Below are 22204 nucleotides of genomic sequence, written 5' to 3'. Positions count from 1 at the left end.
ATCAAACAGCTAGGAGAGGTTTCAATGTACAAGAGCACTGTCGCCATCGCCATATTGAGCGCGATAGGATTGAGCGCCTGCGGCACAGACGAGCCGTATCAGGAGGTCAAGAAAGATGAGCGGATGATCGCCGTCAAAGACTTCAAAGATGCCACCACCAGCGGCGCCGCGGGGGATCAACTTACCTCCTCGACCACCACGGGCGAATTAGCCAGCAAGCAGCCCGAACGACTCTTTCTCTACACCCGCAGCCTGGGTGAGGCACCGCGCTACTCGGCCCCCATCCATGGTTTCTCTCAGGGGGAAGCCAAACTGGTGACCCTGCGCATGACGGAAAACGGCATCCAGCTGCGTCAGATCGACAGAGACAACATAGGTCTGGACCACGACTCGCGCTTCGATAACGAGTACAACAAGGCACCTGTGCTCACGATTCCCGGCGATTACATCGATTTCCAGTGCCAACAAGACAACTGGGGTGACTGCACCAACCGCGAAGAGGAAGTCACAGATCGCAATATCACCTGGGATCAGAAGAAGTTCTTCATTCCTAAGTTTGAAGGTGCACAGATCGCCGAAGAGAACTACACAGATCTGGTCACCTTCAAGCAGTGCACCACTGAAACCGAGTCGGCCCACCTGGTAAAAGATGGAAACTGGGAAGGCTATGAGATGGACTTGGCCAAGGGGGTGATCAACTTCGAAATCGAGCACACCTATCAGGCCAATCCCGCCTGTTTCGGCAAGTTCTTCAAGGGCAGCTTCGACAACCTCTCCTTCACCACCACGGAATATATCTCTGTCGTGGCCCTGGATCAGTTGGCCAGCAAGGACTTTGTCACCATCCCTTATAGTGAGGATGAGAACGGCACCTTCGGCTTCTTCCGCACCCAGCATGAATACCGCGACGGCAACAATGCCGATGGTAAGGATGGCTATGTGCGCCAGTACCTCAACCATTTCAATCCCAAGAAGGAGGCGATCACCTACTTCTTGAGTAACAACTTCTTCGAGCCGAAGAATCAGCCCTTCCTGGACGCGGCCAAACAGAGCATTACCGCCATCAACATCCAGAACAAGCTGTTTGAAACAGGCTTACCCGAACTAAAACTGGCCCAGGCAAACGAACACAGACATGGGGATTTGCGTTACAGCAACATCACCTTGTTTGACGAACCGTTAGACAACGGCCTGGCCGGTTACGGTCCTTCTGCCGCCAACCCACTCACAGGCGAAATCGTCAGCGGCCGAGTAGACCAGTACAGCGCTAACCTGCAGCAGGGCTCGACTCGCTATTACCGCAGGGTTCAGCTGGACTACAACCGCGGCATGCTAGATCCTAACTCGGTAAAAGATCTCACCGGCATCGACTATACGCCTTCGCAAGAAGCAGTGGATCGCGCCAATCAGGTGGCGGCCAACAAGCTGATTGCCGAGCAGAACAGTCAGAGCCAAGATCCTATGGTGCAGCAACCGCGCACCGAGGCTCAGCCGCAAACCGTCATCCCTGATCTTTCAACTGATGATGCCAACAACGCCCCCTTCGAGGAGCTGGTTAATCAACACAATAAAACTGAAGCCTTCTGGGCAGAGCACAATCTGATGAGCGTGGATCAAGCCTTCGGTCTGACAGGCGGAGCACTGCGTGAACTGCCACGAGGCATACAGGGCTATGAGATCGATTGGAAAGACACAAACTTCTGGGTCGATGGCATCATAGGCGGCAAGCTTAAAGATATCGAGAAGATGCCCACCAGCTTCCAGGCTGATCTGGTGACTAAGCTGGCAGCTCAGGCGTTTGCCGGTACCCTTACCCACGAGCTAGGTCATACTCTGGGGCTAAGACACAACTTCGCAGGTAGCCGGGATCAGGCCAACTTCTTTAACGAGGAGGAGATCGCCAAGTTCAGCCAGGCCTTCAGCGAGGCGGGTTATCCACACCTGACGGTCAAGGCTGACTTCTCCAGTCAGATGGACTATAACGCCGACCGTTTCGCCACCACCTTCCAAAAATACGATTTGGCCGCACTGCGTTTCGGCTATGGTCGTCAGGTAGAGACCCAAGATGGCACGCTTGTCTCACTCGAAGCCGCCGATGCCAAGCGTCGCGAGGAGCTACGCCAGGGTAATATCACAGGCGAAATCCAATATGGCGCCCTGCATCAGATAGGCAAAGAGAACGACCTGCGTTACTTTGCCTTCTGCACCGACGGCCATGTTACCCTCAACAGCAACTGTAACCGCTTCGACGCCGGTACCAACAACGACGACATAGTGCAGTACTATATCGACAGCTACCATGACAGCTATGACACAATGAACGTGCGTCATAACCGTCAGACCCTGTTCGAAGACCATATTCTGCCCTACACCATCAATCGTCTGAGAGGCTTTAGCGACATACGTCAGTTTGTCGAAGACACCGCCACGGTAGAAGAGCTATTTTCCTTCGATCAAAACGAGCTGACCGAGTTCTGCCCAAGCCATGAAAACTACTGGTTCTGCGCCTCACAGCGGGCAGTTGAGAAGGCGGCCGATACCTTCCTTACCGCGGCCGGTCTGAGCGACATCTATCTGCATGTCACCTATCGCATGAACAGTGACGACAGCCGCGCGCTGACCAAGGTTCACTCACTGGAAGATATCTTGACTCGCCTCTATCGCCTCAATGCCAGCAAGCTGGATGAAGGTTTCGAGCTGGGTCAAATTATCACAGGCTACGAGCAAGCCCCTGAAAAACTAAAAGAGCTGTTGCTCAAGGCCGATATCGTCGAGGCCTATCAGGATCTGCTCTATGCCGACGTCACTGCCAACAAGGGACGCCTGCTTAACGGCATCAAGGCCCCAGCGTCGAGCCCGAACCACCCTTATGTTAATGAGCGTGACGTGCTGGGCATGTGGCCAGATAAACTGCTGGCGATGCGTCAGCTGCTAACCCGCAAGTCGCCTCGCAGCACCACTGGTCGCACCTACTACGCCCTGGCAGATTATCCTAAGGTGAAGGAACAACTCGAAGGTATGCTGTGCCAGATGACCATGGGTAACACGGTTCAGGATATCAACCAGTATCTGACCAAGCCGGTACTGAGCGACAGCTGTAAGTCGGTGGATGCCAAGTACTATGTCAACGACGTCGATTATGCCGACCAGCATATCGAGGCGCTTCCTAGCTATGCCACCTCCCTGGGACGCTACTTCGGCTTCCCTCAGAGTAGCTATGAGATGAAGGGTAAGAGCAATCTGCTGCAGATGATGCTCAAACAAGTGGTATTAGCATCACGTGATAGCGATTATCGTGGTGAGGAGAAGGCCAGAGTATGGCGCGAGTATGTGGGCATCCATCTTGCCAGCGACGCCGTTGCCGCCAGCAAGCAGATCGCCCTGCAGGGTAAAATCTATGTCGCCACGGAAGAAAACCAGCTGGCTCTCATGCTGATCGATCAGATTACCACCCTCAAGGCGCTTATTGTCGACTCACCCGAGCTGATGAAACATCAGATGAACAGCAAGGGTGAGACCTTCCAGCAACTAGTCGTCGATCCTATCATCTCTCGCAACGAGCGAGTGATCACCTACCTGCCTATACTCTAAGGTCTGGTTTATTCAACCCAAAAGAAGCCGCCTGTCGGCTTCTTTTTTTATTGGTGCTAACCACTTAGCTGCGCACCTTGTCCAAAAAATCCATGGAGGTCATCTCTACTCTTCATGAAAACCTCACCGAATCGGTTGCCAGGCCTGGGCTGCAACAAACGTAGCGAAATGTATCATCTTGTTTAAACGGTTGTTTCGCTACCCAATAATGGTTAACTTATGCTTGATAAACATATAGGAGATCCCCACTGATGGAGCCGGATGAGCAAGCATCCAATCAGTCAGCGCTTACCGACCTCATTGCCGAGCTTAAAGCCGAAAATGCGGCGCTCAAACGCGAAAACGCCAAGCTAAAGCTACTCAATGATCGCGCCGAAGAGAAACTCTTCGCGGCGCTGGACGGCAACCGTCTCTGCCTGTGGGAGCAACATATTCCCAGTGGCAACCTGACCATCTTTAACATGCGCTGGGGCGAGCTGCTGGGCTTTAGCCGTGAAGAGCTGGCGGCCCATGTGGACAGCTGGAAACGGAATCTGCATCCCGAGGACAGAGATTGGGTGATCAAGGCCTTCGAGGATCATGTGGAGGGTAAGTCCGACTACTATCAGGCGGTGCACCGGATGATCCACAAGAATGGCTCGGTTACCTGGGTGTCCGATCGCGGCCGTATCGTCGAGCGCATGGGTGACGGCACGCCACTTAGGATGATGGGCACGCATATGGATATCACCCAGGAGAAGCGTTACGAGCAGGAGCTATCTGAGCTGGCACACTGCGACCCCCTCACCAACCTTAGCAACCGCAAGGCGATCACCCAGGCCTTTGAGGAGCAATATCGACACGATGCCGGGAGCGTCTTCTTCATCGATCTCGATGGCTTTAAGGAGCTCAACGATAAGCTGGGCCACAAGTTTGGCGATCACCTGCTGATCCATGTGGCCGACACCCTCAGAGGCGTGATTGGCACGCAGGCCGACATCGCCCGTCTCGGCGGCGATGAGTTTTTGATCCTGCACCCAAGCCAGGACCAGACGCTGCTGCAGGCGCGGGCTCAGTCTCTACTGGATGTCTATCGTCAGCCAATCATCTTAGAAGGAACAGAGGTTAAACTCGGCCTCAGTATCGGCATCTACTGCTTCACCCCGAGCGATGACTTTGCCAGCGCCTGCGAGTTCGCCGATGCCGCCATGTATCGGGTCAAGGCCCAGGGCAAACACGACTACCAGTTCTGGCAGCCCGAGCAGGCGGCCGAGGGCTAACCGCAATACTCACCTGAAGATTTAACTTACCCGAAGATTTAACTTATCTGAGCACCTTGCTCAAGAATGCCTGGGTGCGCGGCTCCTGGGGCTGACCGAACAGCAGCGAAGGCACATTACTCTCCACCACATAGCCGCCATCCATGAAGATCACTCGATCGGAAACGTCTTTTGCGAAGCCCATCTCGTGGGTGACAATCACCATGGTCATCCCCGCCTGGGCCAGCTGCTTCATCACATCCAGCACGTCGCCCACCATCTCAGGATCCAGCGCCGAGGTGGGCTCGTCAAACAGCATCAGCTCGGGCTTCATCGCCAGGGCGCGGGCGATGGCGACCCGCTGTTTCTGACCGCCTGACAGGCTGGCGGGATAGGCGCTCGCCTTATCGCTCAGCCCCACCTGCTCGAGTAGCCTCATCGCCTCACTGTCCGCCTCGGCCTGAGTCATCAAGCCCAGTTTCACCGGTGCCAGGGTGATGTTCTGCTGCACCGTTTTATGGGGGAAGAGGTTAAAGTTTTGAAACACCATGCCCACCTTCTGCCGCAGCTTGTCGATGCAGGCATCGGGCGCGGTGATCGACTGACCGTCGATCACTATCTCCCCCTGGGTGGGTTGTTCCAGCAGATTGATGCAGCGCAGAAAGGTGCTCTTGCCGCTGCCACTGGGACCGATGACGCTGACCACCTCGCCTCTTTCGATCGACTCGTCGATCCCCTTGAGCACCTGGTTGTCGCCGAAATATTTATGCAGATTGCTAATCTTAATCACTTTGCTTAAGCCTCTTCTCAAACTTCGACAACATAAAGGTGAAGCTATAGGTCAACGCCAGGTAGATGAGTGCACAGGTAAACAGGGGCACGCTGTCTTCGAAGGTGCGGCTACGGATGATCTCGCCCGAGCGCATCAGATCCACGCCGCCGATGAAGCCTATCACCGCGGTTTCTTTCAAGAGCACGATAAACTCGTTACCCAGGGCGGGAAGGATATTCTTAACTGCCTGGGGCAGGATCACCTCCTTCATGGTCACCGCCTGCGACAGGCCGAGGGAGCGCGCCGCCTCCGTCTGCCCCTTATCCACCGCCTGTATGCCGGCGCGGATGATCTCAGAGATGTAGGCACCGCTGTTGAGACCGAAGGCGATAATCGCCGCGCTCACCTTGTCCACATCCCAGGTGGCCAGCACGATAAAGTAGAGGATCACCAACTGCACCACCACTGGGGTGCCGCGTATCACGCCCACATAGAGGTTGGCAGGCCAGCGCAGATACCAACGGCTCGACATCTTCATCAATGTGGTGGCAACACCCAGTATGGCCCCCAAGATCATGGCGAACAGGGTCACTATCAGCGTCACCTTTAAGCCATTGAGGATCAGGTAGATACCTATGAGTCCATCTTCACCTATGGGGGTAAATAGTGAGGTATTAATTGCGTCTAACATTGCGGCCTACTTCATATGCTTGGCAAGCAGGGCGTCGTATTGACCGTTTTGCTTCATGGTTGCCAGCGTCTGGTTGATGCTGGCCAGCAGCTCGGGCTGACTCTTGGCCACGGCAAAACCGTAGAACTCGGGGGGAAAGTCCAGGGTAATGAGCTTTAGATCAGGGTTCTTGGCCAGGTAGTTGGCGGCCGGCTCACTGTCGAACAGCACGAGATCCACCCTAGCGTTCTTCAGCTCCATGATCGCCTCGAAGCCGGTATTGAAGGCTGTCACCGACTGGGTATATTTCTTGGCCATCATATCTGCCGTGGAGCCTAGCTGTACCGCGAAGTGTTTATCGGTGAGATCCGCGAGGCTGTGGATGCTGTCGTCCTGTTTGTTGACCAAGACCACCTGGGTCGCCTCATAGTAAGGCTCAGAGAAATTCACGCTGGCCTGACGCTCAGGGGTGATGGTCATGCCCGAGGCTATCATATCTATCTTGCCTGCGTTCAGGGCCACGATCAGCGAGTCGAACTTCATGTTCTCCACCTTGAGGGTCTTGCCCGCATCCTCGGCTATTTGACGCGCCAGATCGATATCGAATCCCATCACCTGATCGCCGCTGACACCGCCCACATATTCGAAGGGCGGGAAGGCCGCATTGGTACCCACCACCAGATAATCTTGCTCTTTGCCACAGCCACTCAGCACTAACAGGGCTGAAAAACAGGCTAACATGATAGATTTGTTCATTATTTACTCGCTTACTCAGAATATTCACCGAATTGGCAACGACTATAGGCAGCCCATCTCACACAGTCAATACTTATGCGATAAAAATGATTATTTAGTCATTTTGTTTGCTTTTTATTAACATACGCGCACCTCTTAATCAGTGTAGTCCTCAATGCACGGGACGACCTTATGGCTGACGGCCGACTTGCACCAATGCAAGTCACGAGGGCACCAAGTTGGTGAGCGCTGTGCGCCTGGTCACACTCGACCGCCCCAAGCGAAAATAGAATATATAGTTAAAAATCAATAAATTAACTTATCATTATAAAGTTGGCACAGAACTTACATACTACTTTATAGGTAGTTGCTAAGGCGGGCTTACCAGAAACAGATTTAAGCCCATAAGGAGTAGAAGATGAAACCTTGGTTATTGGCAGTCAGCCGCTTCGAAGATTGGCAGTTTATCCTTCACCTCGGCATCAGCCAGTGGGACGTCGAATAGGCAAACACGCAGATTCATCCATAAGGAGTCACAGATGAGTACAATATCTAAGAGTATCTCGCCTAAGATGGCAGAGCGGATCGTCACCGAAGTCAAAAGCAATAACTGCCTGTTATCAGAGGTCGCCAAACAGTTTGGCGTCTCAACCAAGACGGTCTACCAACTGGTCAGGCAGAGCGAGCAGCAAGGTGGACGCGTGGGTGTGCTAAGGGCGGAAATAGACCGCCTCACCCTACAACTCAATCAGCTCATGCGTGAGCTCAAACTCATCCAAGGATGAGACGGCGACAGAACAAAATAACAATAATATAAGAAAACAACGGAATAAGTGGTCTGCAGGAAGCATGGGATTTCAGGTTAGAGGGCAGCAAACATAATAGCCTAAGTCGAGGGCCAGAGACCGACGACGGGCCTGAATCCCAAAGCCATTTAAAAGAGGTGTTTTACAGGTGGCACCTCTAGGGAAGATGCAAACGAGTCCCACAAGGACTTATTCGCAGCTTCCCCAGCGCTCCCCCAAAGGCGCTTTCGCCTGGTGATAGGCAGGACGCTCTATCACCAGGTTTTTTCTTTTAGGCAAAGCACCAAATCGCCCCAAGAAAAACTTTTCAATTTATTTAACCCCTTTTCAGATCCGCTCCGTCTATATGCTCAAACAACTGATTCATATCCGCTAACTTTATAGAGCGTTTGGAGTATTCGATGAAAAAGACCCTGATTGCCACCCTATTTGGTTCATTGGTTTTCACCGGCAGCCTGCTTGCTTTACCTAACGCGGCCGCCGCAGAGCTAAACTTCCCCCATATCGAAACCGTCGGCACCAGCGAGCTGGTCGTCAAGGCCGACATGGCCGAGCTAACCGTCGAGGTGGTGACTAAGGCCGACAACCCGGCCAAGGCCAAGGCGGGATCAGACAAGGCGGTCAGCGACTTCCTGGCCAGATTAGCCAAGGCGGGAATCGCTCGAGAGGATGTACAGAGCGCCAACCTGAATCTACGTCCCGACTATCTGTACGACCCTGAGACACGCACCAACAAGGAGATCGGCTACCTCGCCAGTCGCCAGGTTGTGGTCACCCTAAGGGCCCTGGACAAGCTTAACGACCTGCTCGACAGCGCGCTGCAGCAAGGGATCAACCGCATCCATCAGATCAACTTCAAATCCAGCAAGGAGGCGGAGATGATTGAACAGGCCAGGCTGATGGCGATCAAGGACGCCAAGCAGAAGGCCGCGGCACTGGCGGAAGGCTTCGGCGAGCGCCTGGATGGCGTATGGGAGATCCGCTATCAGGCCCAGGGAGCGGTGCGCCCCATGGTGTATAAGATGAGCGCCGCCCGTGGTGATGTGGCCGAGAGTTACCAGGAGGCGCAGACTAGCATCAGCGATCGCGTCGAGGTGATCTACCGCCTCAAGTAATGCTCCGGCAAGACCGGATCCGCTCAGGCCCGCCGGCAGACGCCAGCGGGCTTTTACATGTGTTATGCTCAGCTAACTCCCTGTAAATGAGCCTTATCCGCTATCCCCATGTCTACACTCAAACGCCAGTGCCACCTCTTAAGCCTAGCCCTGTTACTCGTCGCCCTCTCAGGCTGCTCAGATAAGCAGACAAGCCAGCCACCGCAGAGCCTCAAACGTCTGGTGGAAAATAGCTTGGTGGCTGGGCTACTGGCAGAGGATGCCAGCCTGGCCATCACATTGAGCCGCAGTCGGGATCTCAGCGTCTGGACGCTGCCCGAGGGCAAGCAGCGTTTTCACTGGCCGGCGACTGCCTTCGAGCATCCGGGTTATCAACTGGCTTTATCGGGCAACAAGCGTTATCTAGCCTATGCCGGCAAACGCCAAATTACCCTGATAGATATCCAGCAGGGCAATATCCAGCTGACCTGGCAGGTCAACGGCTTTAACGACTATGCCAGCATCTCGACCCTGGCACTCAATCAGACGGGAAGACGCATCGCCATCGGCATGAATGAAGGCAGCGTGATCCTGGTGGATCTCACGGCGCAGCATTTTTCTCTGTTCAAACAACACGACACCGAGGTGTCCTTCCTGAAATTTGGCACCACGGACGATCGCCTCCTGTCCGCAGGCCACGATGGCAAGGTGCTCTGGTGGGAAAGTGCCAGCGGAAAGATCATCAAGCAGTTCTCTCTGCCTCAGCGGATCACCAGCCTAGCCTTCGATGAGGCCGATAGGCGCATCTTCTTCGCCGACAACCTGGATAATCACCAACTGCTGGCATTCGATACGGGAGAGGCGCTGAGTCAGCTGAACTATTTCGAGCGCTACCGCTATTTTCGCCGCGCCCTCTTCATTCACAGGGGCGATGAGTTGATCACCGCCACCTCGAAGCAGACTATCTTTCGCTGGCAGGTCGCCACCGGCAAGGAGCTAGAACGCTGGCAGCTCACCCCCTTCTCCATGGGCACGACCGTCATGGATATGGTGAGCCAGGGTGGGCAGCTCATCACCCTCAGCTCAGACGGCGCCCTAGAGCAGTGGAAGTTGGGCGCAGGGAATTAAGCACTTTTCTCTGAGCACTGAGATTTGAACACTGTGAGTTGAGCTTAAAAAATAGAGCGCAAGGCTCTGAGCAATGCCCCTTAACTGTCGCTATTGAGCCCAAGCCGCTTGGCCAGTGGCTCTATGGCCGCCCCCTGTAACAGGATGGAGAAGAGCACGATGAAGAACACCAGATGCACCATCTCCACCGCCCCCTCGACACCGGCCGCCGCCGGGATCAGCGAGAAGACGATGGGGGTCGCCCCCTTGAGACCGATGGAGGAGATAAACAGCCGCTTCTTCCAGCTCGCGTGACGAAACGGCAGATAGCAGATCTGCACCGCCAAGGGGCGGGCCACCAGCATCAGTAGCGCCGCCGGAATAAGCGACAGGAAGAACACACTAAACAGGGTCTGGGGGAAGATCTGCAGCCCGAGTATGATGAACATCAGCGACTGCGCCAGCCAGGAGAGGCTGTTAAAGAAATGCCGCGTCACCTCCACGCCCCGGCGTATGCCGTTGCCCATCACCACGCCACACACGTAGGAGGCGATCAGGATATTGCCGCCGGCCAGCTCGCTGCCATAGGCCGCCAGCACGAAACTGGCGAGCACAAACACTGGGATCAGGCCATATTCCTCGAGATGTATGCTGTTCAGTGCCCACACCGCCAACTTGGCCACCACGAAGGCAACGCCTATCCCTAAGGCGATCTGCAAGCCTAGCATCTGGCCTATCGCCCAAGGCGATACCGGCGCATCCGGCGCCAGAGCGATACCTGTGAGTATCATCACCATCACCAGGGCGACCGGGTCGTTGGTGGCCGACTCGAACTCCAGCACGGTATCCGTGCGCTCCTTGAGCTTGAGCTTCTTGGACTCCAGAATCGAGAACACGGCCGCCGCATCGGTCGAGGAGACCACGGCGGCAAACAGCAGGCAGATCACCAGGCTCCAGTCCGTCAGCGGATAGAGGAGCGCCCCCAAAATAAGCGTGGTCAACAGCACCCCAAAGGTTGCCAGCACCCCGCCCTCCTTGTAGGCCAGCTTGATGCTCTCCGTCTTGGTATTGATGCCGCCGACGAAGACGATCATGTTAAGGGCGACCGCCCCGACCGTGGAGGTCAGGGTGAGGTTATCGTAGACAAAATTAAACTCGCCATTGCCCAGGCTCAGGCCCACGCCCATGAAGATCAACAGACTGGGCAAACCCAGGGTCTTTGAGGGGTGATGCAACAGGATCCCCACGGCGATTAGCGCGGCGATCCCTAACAAGATAACCTGGTAGGACATAGGTCTCCTTCTGGCAGATGAATAGGCTGGGACAATCAGATTTGCCCCCCTATTTTAGCAGAGGAACTATTAATTGGAGATGAGTTAAATGATTGATTAACTGTTTTTAATTGAAAAAAAAGCCCGAACTGAGTCGGGCTTGTTTATCGCTATTTGGTCTTGGATGCCAAATAGGGCTTCACCAGCAGGAAGACCCCCACCAGCAGGAAAGGAATACTCAGCATCTGACCGGCGCTCATGGTCCAATCTTGGGCGTAGGCCGCCTGCTTCACCTTGACGAACTCTATGGCAAAACGGGCACTGAACACCCACACCAGAAAGAGGCCAAACAGGGCGCCCTGCTTCTGCTTCATCTCTGTGGTCTTGTAGATAGCCCAAAGGGCGATGAAGATGCTCAGGTAGGCCAACGCCTCATACAGCTGGGCCGGATGGCGCGGCAACATGTCCACCCGCTCGAACACTATTGCCCAGGGCTTGTCGCTCGGCACGCCAAGGATCTCAGAATTGACGAAGTTGGCCATGCGCACGAAGAAGCCGAAGATGGCCGTGGCGATCGCCAGTCGATCCAGCAGGAAGAGGAACGGCAGCTTCATCTTGCGATGGTAATAATAAAGCGCCAGGATCGCCCCCAGGCCGCCGCCATGGCTGGCCAGACCGCCTTCCCAGATCGCCAAAATCTTGGCCGGGTGAGAGAAGTAGTAGCTAGGATCGTAAAACAGCACATGGGCTAACCTGGCCCCCACCACAATGCCTATTACACAATAAATCAATAGGTTATCTAGAGATTCGACATCCAGCCCTTCGCGCACATAGATGTGCTTCATCACCTGAAAGCCCGCGAAGATCGCGGTAGCAAACAAGACGCCGTACCAATGAATCGTCAGCCCCATGAAAGAGACCAACACAGGGTCCATATTCCAAATAAAGTGATCCAAAAACCTAAACTCCCTCGCCTGAGGCCAATTGGCCTGGTGAATAACGCTGCTGACAGGCAGTTTTACGCGCTTCGACTTGCTTATTCAAGGTCTTGTGGCGATTTTCAACATGCAGATACAAAAAAGCCCGGAAGATATCTCCCAGGCTTTTGGTGATGGCTCGCAAACAAGGGAAGGTGCGAATAAGTCCCGTGCTTGCTCTGCGTGTGCTTAAAGTGGATAGATGCAAGGCACAGTTCTTGCGAATGGCCCTAGTCCTTCGCAAGAACTGTAACGCAGCAAATACCACTGTAAGCCTCGCCCTGCGGGGCTTGGATAGCAACACTATTTCGGCGTTATTCAGCTTCAACAGGCCTCGGCATGCCCTCAGTTGAATGCCTTGAACTGTCGCTGCTATCAAAGCCAGAGCTGTGCGACGACTTGTTTGCACCTTCCCAACGCGACTTAGTCCACCAGGCTCTCGAACAGCGCTTTAAACTTGGCCAGCCCCTCGGCCATGATCTCATCGCTTATGGTCAACGCCGGCAGGAAGCGGATCACGTTGCCGTAGAAGCCACAGGCCAGCAGCACCAAGCCATGGGCCGCGGCGTTGGCGATAATAGCCTGGGTCAATGCCGTGTTTGGCTGCTCACTGTCACCGTCGATCACCAACTCCATGGCGATCATGGCGCCTTGATTGCGCACCTCGCCAATCAGCTGTGGATATTGCTCCTTGAGGGCAGAGAGCGCCTGATTGAAGCTGTCGCCTATCTTAACGGCGCGCTCCACCAGCTGCTCCTCTTGCATCACCTCGAGCACCGCCAGCGCCGCCACGCAGCCCACGGGTGAGCCGCCATAGGTGCCGCCAAGGCCTCCCGGCAACGGCGCGTCCATGATCTCGCTCTTACCCACCACGGCGGCGAGTGGGAAGCCACCGGCGATCCCCTTGGCCATGGTCATTAGATCCGGCTCGACCCCCGCGTGTTCGCAGCTGAACATCTTGCCGGTACGGCCAAAGCCGGTCTGGATCTCATCCATCACCAACACGATACCGTGCTGGTCACACAGCGCCCTGAGCGCCTGTAAGAACTCAGGCGGCGCGGCGTAGAACCCGCCCTCACCCTGCACAGGCTCGACCACGATCGCCGCCACATCACAAGGGGCGATATCCACCTTAAACAGATGCTCGATCGCCTTGAGGGAGTCTTTCACGCTCACGCCATGGAAGGCCACAGGATAAGGCGCGTGGAAGATATCCCCGGCGAAGGGGCCAAACTGATGCTTGTAGGGGGTGATCTTACCCGTCAGCGCCATGGTCAGGTTGGTGCGGCCATGGAAGCCACCGTTGAAGGCGATCACGCCGCGACGCCCGGTATGGGCCCTGGCGATCTTGACGCAGTTTTCCACCGCCTCGGCGCCCGTGGTCACGAAGATAGCCTTCTTGTCTCTACCGCCGGGGGCGATGCGATTAAGCTGCTCCGCCAGGGCTACCGCCGACTCATAAGGGTTCACCATCACACAGGTGTGGCTGAAATTATCCAGCTGCGCCTTGACCGCCGCCACCACCTTGGGATGGCTATGGCCAGTGTTACACACGGCGATGCCTGTGCCGAAGTCGATGTAGCGCTTGCCCTCGACATCCCACAGCTCAGCGTTTAACGCCCGCTCTACATAAACGGGATAGGCGTTACCCTGTCCCCTGGCGATTGCCTGTACCTTACGTGCCTGTAATTCTGCGTTGCTCATCGTCTCTATCCTTACTTCTATTTATCCAAGCCACTATTTATCCAAGCCACCGAGGCACAGGTATTTAATTTCCAGGTAATCGTCCAGGCCATACTTGGAGCCTTCACGGCCATTGCCCGACTGCTTCACCCCGCCAAATGGCGCGGCGGCGTTGGAGATGATCCCCTCGTTGACGCCGACCATGCCATACTCCAGCCCCTCGGCGACGCGGAAGATGCGGCCGATATCCCGGGCGTAGAAATAGGCAGCCAGGCCATACTCGGTATCGTTGGCCATGGCCAGCGCCTCTGCCTCGCTGTCGAAGCTGATGATAGGGGTGACGGGACCGAAGATCTCGTTGCGAGCCAACGGCATCTCGTTGGTCACCTCGGTGACGATCACGGGTGCCAGGAAGCTCTCGCCCAGCTCGCTCGGCTGACCACCGGTCACCAGCTTGCCGCCGCTTGCCACTGTGTCATCCACCAGCTTGAGCACGTTTTGCACCGCGTCCTTTGAGATCATGGGGCCGACGGTCACACCATCGCCCAAGCCATCGCCCAGCCTGAGTTTGGCCACGGCGGCGGTAAATTTTTCGATAAAGGCCTGCTCGACCCCCTTCTGCACGAAGATACGGTTGGTACAGACACAGGTCTGCCCGGCATTACGATACTTAGAGATGAGCGCACCTTGCACCGCGGCGTCGATATCGGCATCGTCGAACACGATGAAGGGCGCGTTGCCCCCCAGCTCCATCGAGACCTTCTTCACACTGGTGGCGCACTGGGCCAGCAAAATCTTGCCCACGGCGGTAGAGCCAGTGAAGGTAAACTTGGCCACATCTGGATGCTGGGTCAGCACCTTGCCCATGCCCACGGCATCTTCGCCCACCACTATGTTGAACACCCCAGCAGGAATACCGGCGCGCTCGGCCAGCTCGGCCATCGCCAAGGCAGACAGCGGCGTCAGCGGTGAGGGGCGCGCCACGAAGGTACAACCGGCCGCCAGCGCAGCCGCCGCCTTACGGGCGATCATTGCGTTGGGGAAGTTCCAGGGGGTGATAGAGGCCACCACGCCCACAGGTTGCTTGATCACCAGAATACGCTTGTCGTTAGCAGGTGCCGGAATGGTGTCACCATAGACACGCTTGCCCTCCTCGGCGAACCAGTCGATAAAGGCGGCGCCATAGGCGATCTCCCCCTTGGCCTCGGCCAGGGGCTTACCCTGCTCCAGAGTCAGCAAGCGGCCCAGATCTTCCTGGTGCTCCATCATCAGGTTGAACCATTTACGCATCAGGGCGGCGCGCTCGTTGGCCGATCGCTTAGACCACTCCGGCAGTGCCCGCTTGGCGGCCAATATCGCCTCCTGGGTATCGTCGAGACTGGCGTCAACCACCTGGGCGATCACCTCCTGGCTGGCCGGATTCAACACGTCGAAGCGCTGCTCGCCCGCCGTCCATCTGCCGTCAATATAGGAGGAAAGTTTGATTAACTGAGTGTCTCTAATTCCCTGCATAACAGTTCCCTGCATAAATAGTCCGAATCTAAAGGGCTACGCCTGAGCTTGAATCAAGACGGGCGCGCTAATTTCTCTATTGAATAGCAAAACTAACTCGGGTTAAATACCAAATATTCAACATAAAGTTTGAAACCTATAAAACTAATGAGTAAACAGTCCATCATCCCTAAGGCGATCACCGAATACGATCTGCGCTTGCTACGCATCTTTCGCACCGTGGTAGAGAACGGAGGCTTCGCCGCCGCAGAGAATGAACTCGGGGTCACCCGCTCCACCATCAGCGTGCACATGTCGAACCTTGAGAGTCGCATGAAGCTCAAGCTGTGTAGCCGGGGACGGGGCGGATTTGCCCTCACGGAGGCTGGCCAGGCCGTGTATCACGCCTGTATCGAACTATTCGATTCCCTCAACGATTTCTCGATGTTTGTTAACAACTTGGGGGAAGAGTTGATCGGCGAATTGGTGATCCTCTGCGCCGATCAGCTGGACTACGGCATGCAGCAGAAACTGGCCCAGGTGATCGCCTACATACACCAACGCCAGCCTCAGTTGCACCTTATTCTAGACGGCGAGGCGCTGCACCAGATTGAGAAGTCGCTGCTACAGGACAAGGCCCACGTCGGCCTCTTGCCCAGCTATCAACAGATCCAGGGCTTAAACTATCAGACTATCTTCAGCGAGCCCATCTACCTGTGTTGCAGCGCCAAACATCCCTACTTTCACCTGAGCGACGAAGAGATCAGTGCCGAGATGCTGGCCAAGACCCCCTCTGTCCACCCAGGTGTCGATATCGATCCCGAGGGCCGAGAGCAACTAAAACGCCTCAACCTGTCGGCCAAGGCGTATCAGTTTGATACTCGTAAAACCTTAATTCTATCGGGTTGCTACATAGGTTACCTGCCCCAGAGCTACATTCAGGAGGAGCTGAAACAGCAGGAGATCAAGATCATTCACGGGGATGAGGCCTGTTACCAGTTCAACCTCTCCATGGTGGTCAAGCAGTCGGCGCGGGAGAGCGCCAAGGTAGAGCTGCTCACCCAAGCCTTCAACGAGGTGTTTGGCCTGGATAAGCCCCGTGGCGAGCAGAGATAGAGGAGCTAAAACTTCTCCAGCAGCGACTCATCAAAACCTTCAGGGCCGATATTAAGCCCAAGTGCAGCGATGCGCGCCTTGACTGCCTCCAGCTCCTTATCGACCTGGCTCAGGGTCAGGGTGTTGTCGTCCAGCAGATAGACCAGCTTCTGGCTGCTGAAATAGAACATCTGTATGGTGAGGGCGTCGATGTCGTTACGTTCGCCCGCCTGTTTGATCTGCTTAAACTTGCGGTAGATACGGTTCTGCAGCGCCTTGAGGCGAGACACATAATAGATCTCACGAAAGTAGTCTTTGTGCCTCTGCTGGTAGAGCCCCCAGGCGCAGACGGCGAACCCCAGTAGCACGCCGAGAAAGTTCAGGTGCAGATTACCTGTCGACTCGCCGCTGACCACCGCCTGATTGCCAAACAAGGCGATCAACAGCTGACCAGATATCAGAGACAGCAGGGCCAAACTTGCAATAAACACCGCAATCACCCTATTTAAGTGCTGGCGATAACGCGCCTTATCCACCTCGACTAACATCATTTTTCGATTTCCAATCCGTTTTAGGCTAAGCCACATGAGGCGCAAGCCTAGCATGAGTAATAAGTTAAGTGACAGTTTTCACAAGATAAAAAATTTGATCTCTCGGCTTTAGCTAGGCAAGTTAAGCAGATGCTTAATTTTGAATGTTAACAAGCCTGTCAGAGGATTTAACAGCAACCAAACATTTAGAAGTAAAAACATCTAGACGTCTAAATTGACAGACGTCTTTCGATCTCATATCCTCTCACCTATTGAGATGTGCCATTTCGCCACAGGCGAGATGTTCCAGCTAGGAGGGCAAGGGAAGAGCATCCAGTTTTAATGACACGTCTCCATAGAGATGTTTAGTGAGAAGAGAGAGCGTTTTGACAACACCAACACAAACCACGGCCCCCAAGGCATCATTTATCGCCCTACTGCCATTATTCCTGTTTCTGGCCCTGTTTATCGGCGCCGGCGTCTACTTTCAGAGTCAGGGCGTCGACTTTGCCTTCTATCAACTGCCGAGCGTGATCGCCATCCTGCCCGCCATCATACTGGCGATAGTGATCTCGAAAGAGAAGCTAAATCAAAGCATAGAGACCTTCATCGGCGGTATCGGCCACTCCAACATCATCGCCATGTGTCTCATCTATCTGCTGGCCGGTGCCTTTGCCTCGGTCGCCAAGGCCACTGGCGGCGTGGATGCTACCGTGGCGCTGGGTCTGTCGTTAGTGCCCTCTAACCTCTTGCTACCCGGTTTCTTCGTGATCGCCGCCTTCATCGCCACCGCCATGGGCACCTCTATGGGCACCATAGCCGCGGTCGCTCCCATCGCACTGGGCGTCGCCGAAGAGGCGCAGATCGATCTGGCGCTGATGGCCGGGGCTGTGATTTCAGGCGCCCTGTTTGGTGACAACCTGTCGATCATCTCTGACACCACCATAGCCGCGACCCGCACCCAGGGATGCGAGATGAAAGACAAATTCAGAGAAAACCTGATCTTCGCCATTCCCGCCTCGCTGATCACCCTGGTGGTGTTCACCCTGGCAGGACAGGGTCAGGCCGAGGTGGCTCCTCAACAAATAGATTTTCTTAAGGTTATCCCCTACCTCACCATCTTAGTGCTGGCGGTCGCCGGGCTGAACGTGTTCGTCGTACTGACGGTAGGGATCTTGCTGGCCGGCATTACAGGCTTTGCCACCCTGGACTATGGCCTGATCCAGTTTGGTAAGGATATCTACACAGGTTTTAGCAACATGCAGGAGATCTTCATCCTCTCCATGCTGGTCGGCGGCCTGGCGGCCCTGATGCAGCAACAGGGTGGACTGGCATTTGTCAGCAAGCAGATAGAGAAGCTTATCGTTCGCTTCTCCAGCGCCAAAGGCGAGGCCTCGACCCGCGCCTCTGAGCTGGGCATGGCGGGCATAGTGGCCCTGACCAACACCTGTGTGGCCAACAATACCGTCTCTATCGTGGTGACCGGCGATATCGCCAAAGATCTGGCCGAGAAACATGAAGTCACGCCTAAGCGCGCCGCCAGTATCATGGATATCTTCTCCTGCATCATTCAGGGCTTAATCCCTTACGGTGCTCAGGCACTGCTTATCGCCTCCACCTTCAGCATCAGCCCGCTACAGGCGGTTGCCCACGCCTGGTACTGTATGATTCTCGCCATCGTGGCCATCGCCATAGTGGTACTACGCAAGCGCCACTAAACTCAAATTCGTGCGCCCTATCCCTGGGTGCACGGATCAATTTGTGACAATCCTCACTATAGCAGTTCCACTATATGGGGGTTTTCACTTAAACTAATAGCATAGGGATATAATTGCGACGCAGTGAAGTAGGTTAAGCATTTACTGAAATAAACCAGGCGTCGAGACGAAAGGAGTACCACAAGATGGGCTCCTTTTTTATATTCAAAAAATAACAAAAAATGGCATCGCTATGGCCCTACACCAACCCATAAACTATGACCTGCAACGCATGGTGGTCTTCACCATTCAAGCCGGTGCGCTCATCTCTGCACTGGGCATCTCTATCTCCCTGTTCGCCAAGTTTCAGGTGATGGGACTAGAGGCGTTAAACCATAGGCCCGATCTTCTGGGCAACTATGTCGACTCCCCCCTGGCCTATATCTTCAACATGGGGCTGATCCTGGCGGGTTCCTGCATACTGCTGGCCATGTATGGTCTGTTACAACTCAAGTTGGGACACTTTGGCAACTATATCGCCTTCGCGGGTTTTGTGGTGGGAATAACCATCATCCTTATCGGTATTTACCCCATCAACTACCTCAAAGAGCACAGGCTGTTTTCTACCATCTTCCTGATCGCCACCATAGTCCTCTACTTCCTAACCCTCTCGGCCAGGGTCAATCATAAGGGTCTCTGCTCGACGCCGCTGTTTATCGTCAGCGGCCTAGGCCTCATCGCCGCAAGCAGCCTGGCCCTCATGATCGACTGGGCGCTCCTCGATTTCGCTCCCTGCAATCACCAGGACGGTTCGATATGCGGCGTCGCCGTGGCCATGTGGGCCCAGACCAATCTGGTGATGATCTGGTGCGTCACCCTGGCACTCACCATCAAGAAATTAGCCAAACACAGCTATCAGGATAACCTGATCAGCCAAGTCTCGGCCCAAGGCTAGGCGCACCAATGCGCCTCGCCCAGTACATCGCCTTAACCGGCCTCTGCTCTCGGCGCGCCGCGTCGAGACTGATCCGCGACGGACGAGTCAGCCTGGGCGAGCGATTGGCCAATCACACGGATAGGGTCGAGCTTATCCAAACTCCTGCGGGCAAGCAGGCATCGCTTAGCGTCTGTGTCGATGGCGAACCTATGCCGCCCATTGCCGACAAGGCCTACTGGATACTCAACAAGGCGGTAGGCACAGACTGCCGCCTCCTGGCAGAGGATACAACCAGCCTGCTACACCTGCTGCCAGCGCAGCCACGTCTCTACCCCGTGGGTCGCCTGGATAAGGACTCGAGGGGGCTGCTGCTACTCACCAACGACGGCGAACTGACCCAGAAGCTGATGCACCCAAGCTTCGCCCACCACAAGCGCTACCATGTCAGGCTAGACAGGCCCTTCGATGATGATTTTGTGGTTCAGATGGCGGCAGGCGTCAGCTACAAGGATGTCACCACACTGCCCTGCCGGGTGACACGCCTGGGGCCAGACAGCTTCGAAATCATCCTCACCCAGGGACTCAACCGCCAGATCCGCCGCATGAGCCAGGCACTCGGCTATCACGTGATTGACCTTAAACGCGTCGCCATCGAATCCTTAACCCTGGGCGATCTTCCCGAGGGCGAGATGAGGGAGTTAACCGAGCATGAGATTGTCATGCTTCGGCGGTGATCATCCTCAAGCTCTCTTACCTGAGCCCACCAATGCATTTGTGAGTAGCCTATATAAGTAGGCTGTGGGTTTATGATTTGAGGTTTGAATGTGAGGTATGTGATCGAATATCAGACTGAATGCTTATTTGGTAGGTATTTGAAGGTCGTACCTTGATGGCAATATATCGCCTGCCGACGGATGCAGTACATGGAAGTACCAATGTTGTGGTCACAGGGTCAGTGATGCTCCCTACATCAGGCCTACATTCCCCATATCCCTATGGGTCAGATGTGAAAGAACGACGTATATACAGATACGCCTGTGGCACGCTACGCGCAATCTGACCTGAATGGATGTTGGGGAGGTAAATGAAGGCCTTATCTTCATGACTATCTATCACCTGCGGTGGGCTTATGTGCAAACACGTTTTTGGCACGGCGTGCACCTTTGGCCAGCATCGATGTTGGAGAGGCAGTTGAAGGTCGTACCTTCATCGCCATCTATCGCCTGCCCGGCGGGGGTTGTGCAGATACGCCTGTGAGACGCCGTGAATAAGTCCCTTTAGGCTCTGCCGAAACATCCCTGTTTCGGAAGCGCACTGGCGTATCTACACTCGGTATCTAACATCTCTTCGATTTGGCTTCGTTTGATGTGAGTAGGAGGGCTAGATGAGTGTTCGGCAGGTTGCCAAACTCTACTCGCTAGACTGCGCATCTATACAGGTATAATGGGATTTTGCAAAAAAGCGCCCCTTTCGCTTCCTACTATGTAATCTTGCGGTTCTCGCTTTGTTTTTTGAAAATTCGTAACCAATTGATTAAATTCAGTAAAAAACTGAGCATCAGCCATTTAATAGGGAGTGGTGGAGGTCTCGTTAAATGAAGTCTCGCTTTGTTTTCGGGCTGCTTATTTTGTCCTTGTTATGTAATGCTGTTATTGATATAAATTTCAAATATTTAAAAAAGTTTGCCGCGATGTACATTAGTAGCAAGTGATTTACATAGGCGGCATTCTTGCTAATAAGCGTTAAGCGCTACTACGAAAAGGTCAGCATCGTGGAACAAAAAATCATTATAAAAAATCGTTTCTTTAGCTTATTGGGTGAATCTCTTCGGCTTTTGAATGAAGCTGAAAAATGCGATGATGAGACTTTGAAAAACTGCTTGATTACATCTTCAATCCTCACCTGTGCATATAGTTTGGAAGCTGCTGCAAACAGCGTTCTGGAGACAGTTGAGCCCAAAGTGAGTGAGAGAGATTATTCAACTCTTGGGAAGTTTACATTAGGACTTGAACATCATCTTGATAAAAAGATGAATAAAGGTTGTCCTGAATATCAAAATGTAAAGGCATTACTAGAGCATAGGAATGAACACGTTCACCCAAAGGTGTTTACCAAGGACGTAAAAATTCAAACTAAAAAAAGTGATGATGATTTTTCATGGCATCACAAAAGTATTGAGAAAGAGCCAAAGAAACGTAATTTACAAAATATCTCTTCAGACTCAGAGCATTGGCAAGTTTCAGATGCAAAAATAGCCATAAAGGCTGTAATCGAGTTCTTAAACATATATGTTTGCGAGTGGTGGGGATTAGATGAAAGTGTAAGAGATTATGTATTTTTACCTCAAAGCAATATTGCAAAAAATGGCGAAACCAGAATGTACGATATCAATACTCTGAAAATGCTTAAAACGTACGAAAGCAGTTTTACCATCAATTTTATATCAATCCCTGCTTTACCTGAGGGATGCGCTTAACAAGCAAATCCAGGTGACGCCTACGGCGCACCTG

At 54.1% G+C, this 22204-nt stretch carries 18 protein-coding genes; 10 read left to right on the top strand and 8 right to left on the bottom strand.

What is annotated here, in order from left to right:
* Window positions 1-24 precede the first annotated feature (24 nt).
* On the top strand, window positions 25-3591 hold the full coding sequence (locus L1D43_RS01075; RefSeq protein ID WP_239849610.1) for a zinc-dependent metalloprotease: 3567 nt from the start codon (window positions 25-27) through the stop codon (window positions 3589-3591).
* A gap of 251 nt (window positions 3592-3842) precedes the next feature.
* Complete coding sequence (locus L1D43_RS01070; RefSeq protein ID WP_239849609.1) at window positions 3843-4850, top strand: diguanylate cyclase; 1008 nt, start codon at window positions 3843-3845, stop codon at window positions 4848-4850.
* Window positions 4851-4893: 43 nt separating this feature from the next.
* Here the strand turns inward: L1D43_RS01070 and L1D43_RS01065 are convergent, their stop codons facing one another.
* Genes L1D43_RS01065 through L1D43_RS01055 form a run of 3 tightly spaced genes read right to left on the bottom strand, consistent with a single transcriptional unit; the run spans window position 4894 to window position 7027 of the window.
* A complete protein-coding gene (locus L1D43_RS01065) occupies window positions 4894-5619 on the bottom strand; it encodes an amino acid ABC transporter ATP-binding protein (RefSeq protein ID WP_239849608.1) in 726 nt (241 codons plus the stop codon).
* Window positions 5612-6292, bottom strand: coding sequence for an amino acid ABC transporter permease (locus L1D43_RS01060; protein WP_239849607.1), 681 nt, complete (start codon window positions 6290-6292; stop codon window positions 5612-5614). The genes L1D43_RS01065 and L1D43_RS01060 overlap by 8 nt, the downstream gene beginning before the upstream one ends.
* 6 nt (window positions 6293-6298) lie before the next feature.
* The gene (locus L1D43_RS01055) at window positions 6299-7027 is read right to left on the bottom strand and encodes a basic amino acid ABC transporter substrate-binding protein (RefSeq protein ID WP_239849606.1); all 729 of its coding nucleotides are present in this window, start codon (window positions 7025-7027) and stop codon (window positions 6299-6301) included.
* A gap of 518 nt (window positions 7028-7545) precedes the next feature.
* Between L1D43_RS01055 and L1D43_RS01050 the strand changes: the two genes are divergently transcribed.
* From L1D43_RS01050 to L1D43_RS01040, 3 genes are all read left to right on the top strand, one after another.
* Window positions 7546-7791 carry a hypothetical protein gene (locus tag L1D43_RS01050; RefSeq protein ID WP_239849605.1) on the top strand — a complete coding sequence of 82 codons (246 nt, stop codon included), beginning with the start codon at window positions 7546-7548 and terminating at the stop codon, window positions 7789-7791.
* Window positions 7792-8213: 422 nt separating this feature from the next.
* Window positions 8214-8927, top strand: a complete 714-nt coding sequence (locus tag L1D43_RS01045; protein WP_239849604.1) for an oxidative stress defense protein — start codon at window positions 8214-8216, stop codon at window positions 8925-8927.
* 108 nt (window positions 8928-9035) lie between these two features.
* A complete protein-coding gene (locus L1D43_RS01040; RefSeq protein WP_239849603.1) occupies window positions 9036-10034 on the top strand; it encodes a WD40 repeat domain-containing protein in 999 nt (332 codons plus the stop codon).
* Between the two features lie 80 nt (window positions 10035-10114).
* Here the strand turns inward: L1D43_RS01040 and L1D43_RS01035 are convergent, their stop codons facing one another.
* The 4 genes from L1D43_RS01035 to L1D43_RS01020 all read right to left on the bottom strand — a co-directional run bounded on the left by L1D43_RS01035 (window position 10115) and on the right by L1D43_RS01020 (window position 15456).
* Entirely contained in the window at window positions 10115-11305 is a 1191-nt protein-coding gene (locus L1D43_RS01035; protein ID WP_239849602.1) for a potassium/proton antiporter, read from the bottom strand.
* A 149-nt stretch (window positions 11306-11454) separates the two neighbouring features.
* Window positions 11455-12240, bottom strand: coding sequence for a prolipoprotein diacylglyceryl transferase (lgt, locus tag L1D43_RS01030; protein ID WP_239849601.1), 786 nt, complete (start codon window positions 12238-12240; stop codon window positions 11455-11457).
* A gap of 444 nt (window positions 12241-12684) precedes the next feature.
* Window positions 12685-13965 carry a 4-aminobutyrate--2-oxoglutarate transaminase gene (gene gabT / locus L1D43_RS01025; RefSeq protein ID WP_239849600.1) on the bottom strand — a complete coding sequence of 427 codons (1281 nt, stop codon included), beginning with the start codon at window positions 13963-13965 and terminating at the stop codon, window positions 12685-12687.
* 33 nt (window positions 13966-13998) lie between these two features.
* Window positions 13999-15456, bottom strand: a complete 1458-nt coding sequence (locus L1D43_RS01020) for an NAD-dependent succinate-semialdehyde dehydrogenase (RefSeq protein WP_239849599.1) — start codon at window positions 15454-15456, stop codon at window positions 13999-14001.
* Window positions 15457-15603: 147 nt separating this feature from the next.
* Between L1D43_RS01020 and L1D43_RS01015 the strand changes: the two genes are divergently transcribed.
* Entirely contained in the window at window positions 15604-16551 is a 948-nt protein-coding gene (locus L1D43_RS01015; protein ID WP_239849598.1) for a LysR family transcriptional regulator, read from the top strand.
* A 5-nt stretch (window positions 16552-16556) separates the two neighbouring features.
* Here the strand turns inward: L1D43_RS01015 and L1D43_RS01010 are convergent, their stop codons facing one another.
* Entirely contained in the window at window positions 16557-17081 is a 525-nt protein-coding gene (locus L1D43_RS01010; RefSeq protein ID WP_239849597.1) for a DUF3087 family protein, read from the bottom strand.
* A 365-nt stretch (window positions 17082-17446) separates the two neighbouring features.
* Here L1D43_RS01010 and L1D43_RS01005 point away from each other — a divergent pair, with 365 nt between their 5' ends.
* The 4 genes from L1D43_RS01005 to L1D43_RS00990 all read left to right on the top strand — a co-directional run bounded on the left by L1D43_RS01005 (window position 17447) and on the right by L1D43_RS00990 (window position 22170).
* Complete coding sequence (locus L1D43_RS01005) at window positions 17447-18778, top strand: Na+/H+ antiporter NhaC family protein (RefSeq protein WP_239849596.1); 1332 nt, start codon at window positions 17447-17449, stop codon at window positions 18776-18778.
* Between the two features lie 232 nt (window positions 18779-19010).
* Window positions 19011-19712, top strand: coding sequence for a DUF998 domain-containing protein (locus L1D43_RS01000; RefSeq protein WP_239849595.1), 702 nt, complete (start codon window positions 19011-19013; stop codon window positions 19710-19712).
* Between the two features lie 8 nt (window positions 19713-19720).
* Window positions 19721-20428, top strand: a complete 708-nt coding sequence (locus L1D43_RS00995) for a 23S rRNA pseudouridine(2604) synthase RluF (protein WP_239849594.1) — start codon at window positions 19721-19723, stop codon at window positions 20426-20428.
* A gap of 1037 nt (window positions 20429-21465) precedes the next feature.
* Complete coding sequence (locus tag L1D43_RS00990) at window positions 21466-22170, top strand: hypothetical protein (protein WP_239849593.1); 705 nt, start codon at window positions 21466-21468, stop codon at window positions 22168-22170.
* Window positions 22171-22204: the final 34 nt, after the last annotated feature.

This window comes from Shewanella sp. Isolate8, assembly GCF_022398495.1.
In the GTDB taxonomy this organism is placed as follows: domain Bacteria; phylum Pseudomonadota; class Gammaproteobacteria; order Enterobacterales; family Shewanellaceae; genus Shewanella; species Shewanella aquimarina.
This window is presented reverse-complemented; position numbering and strand designations above follow the sequence as displayed.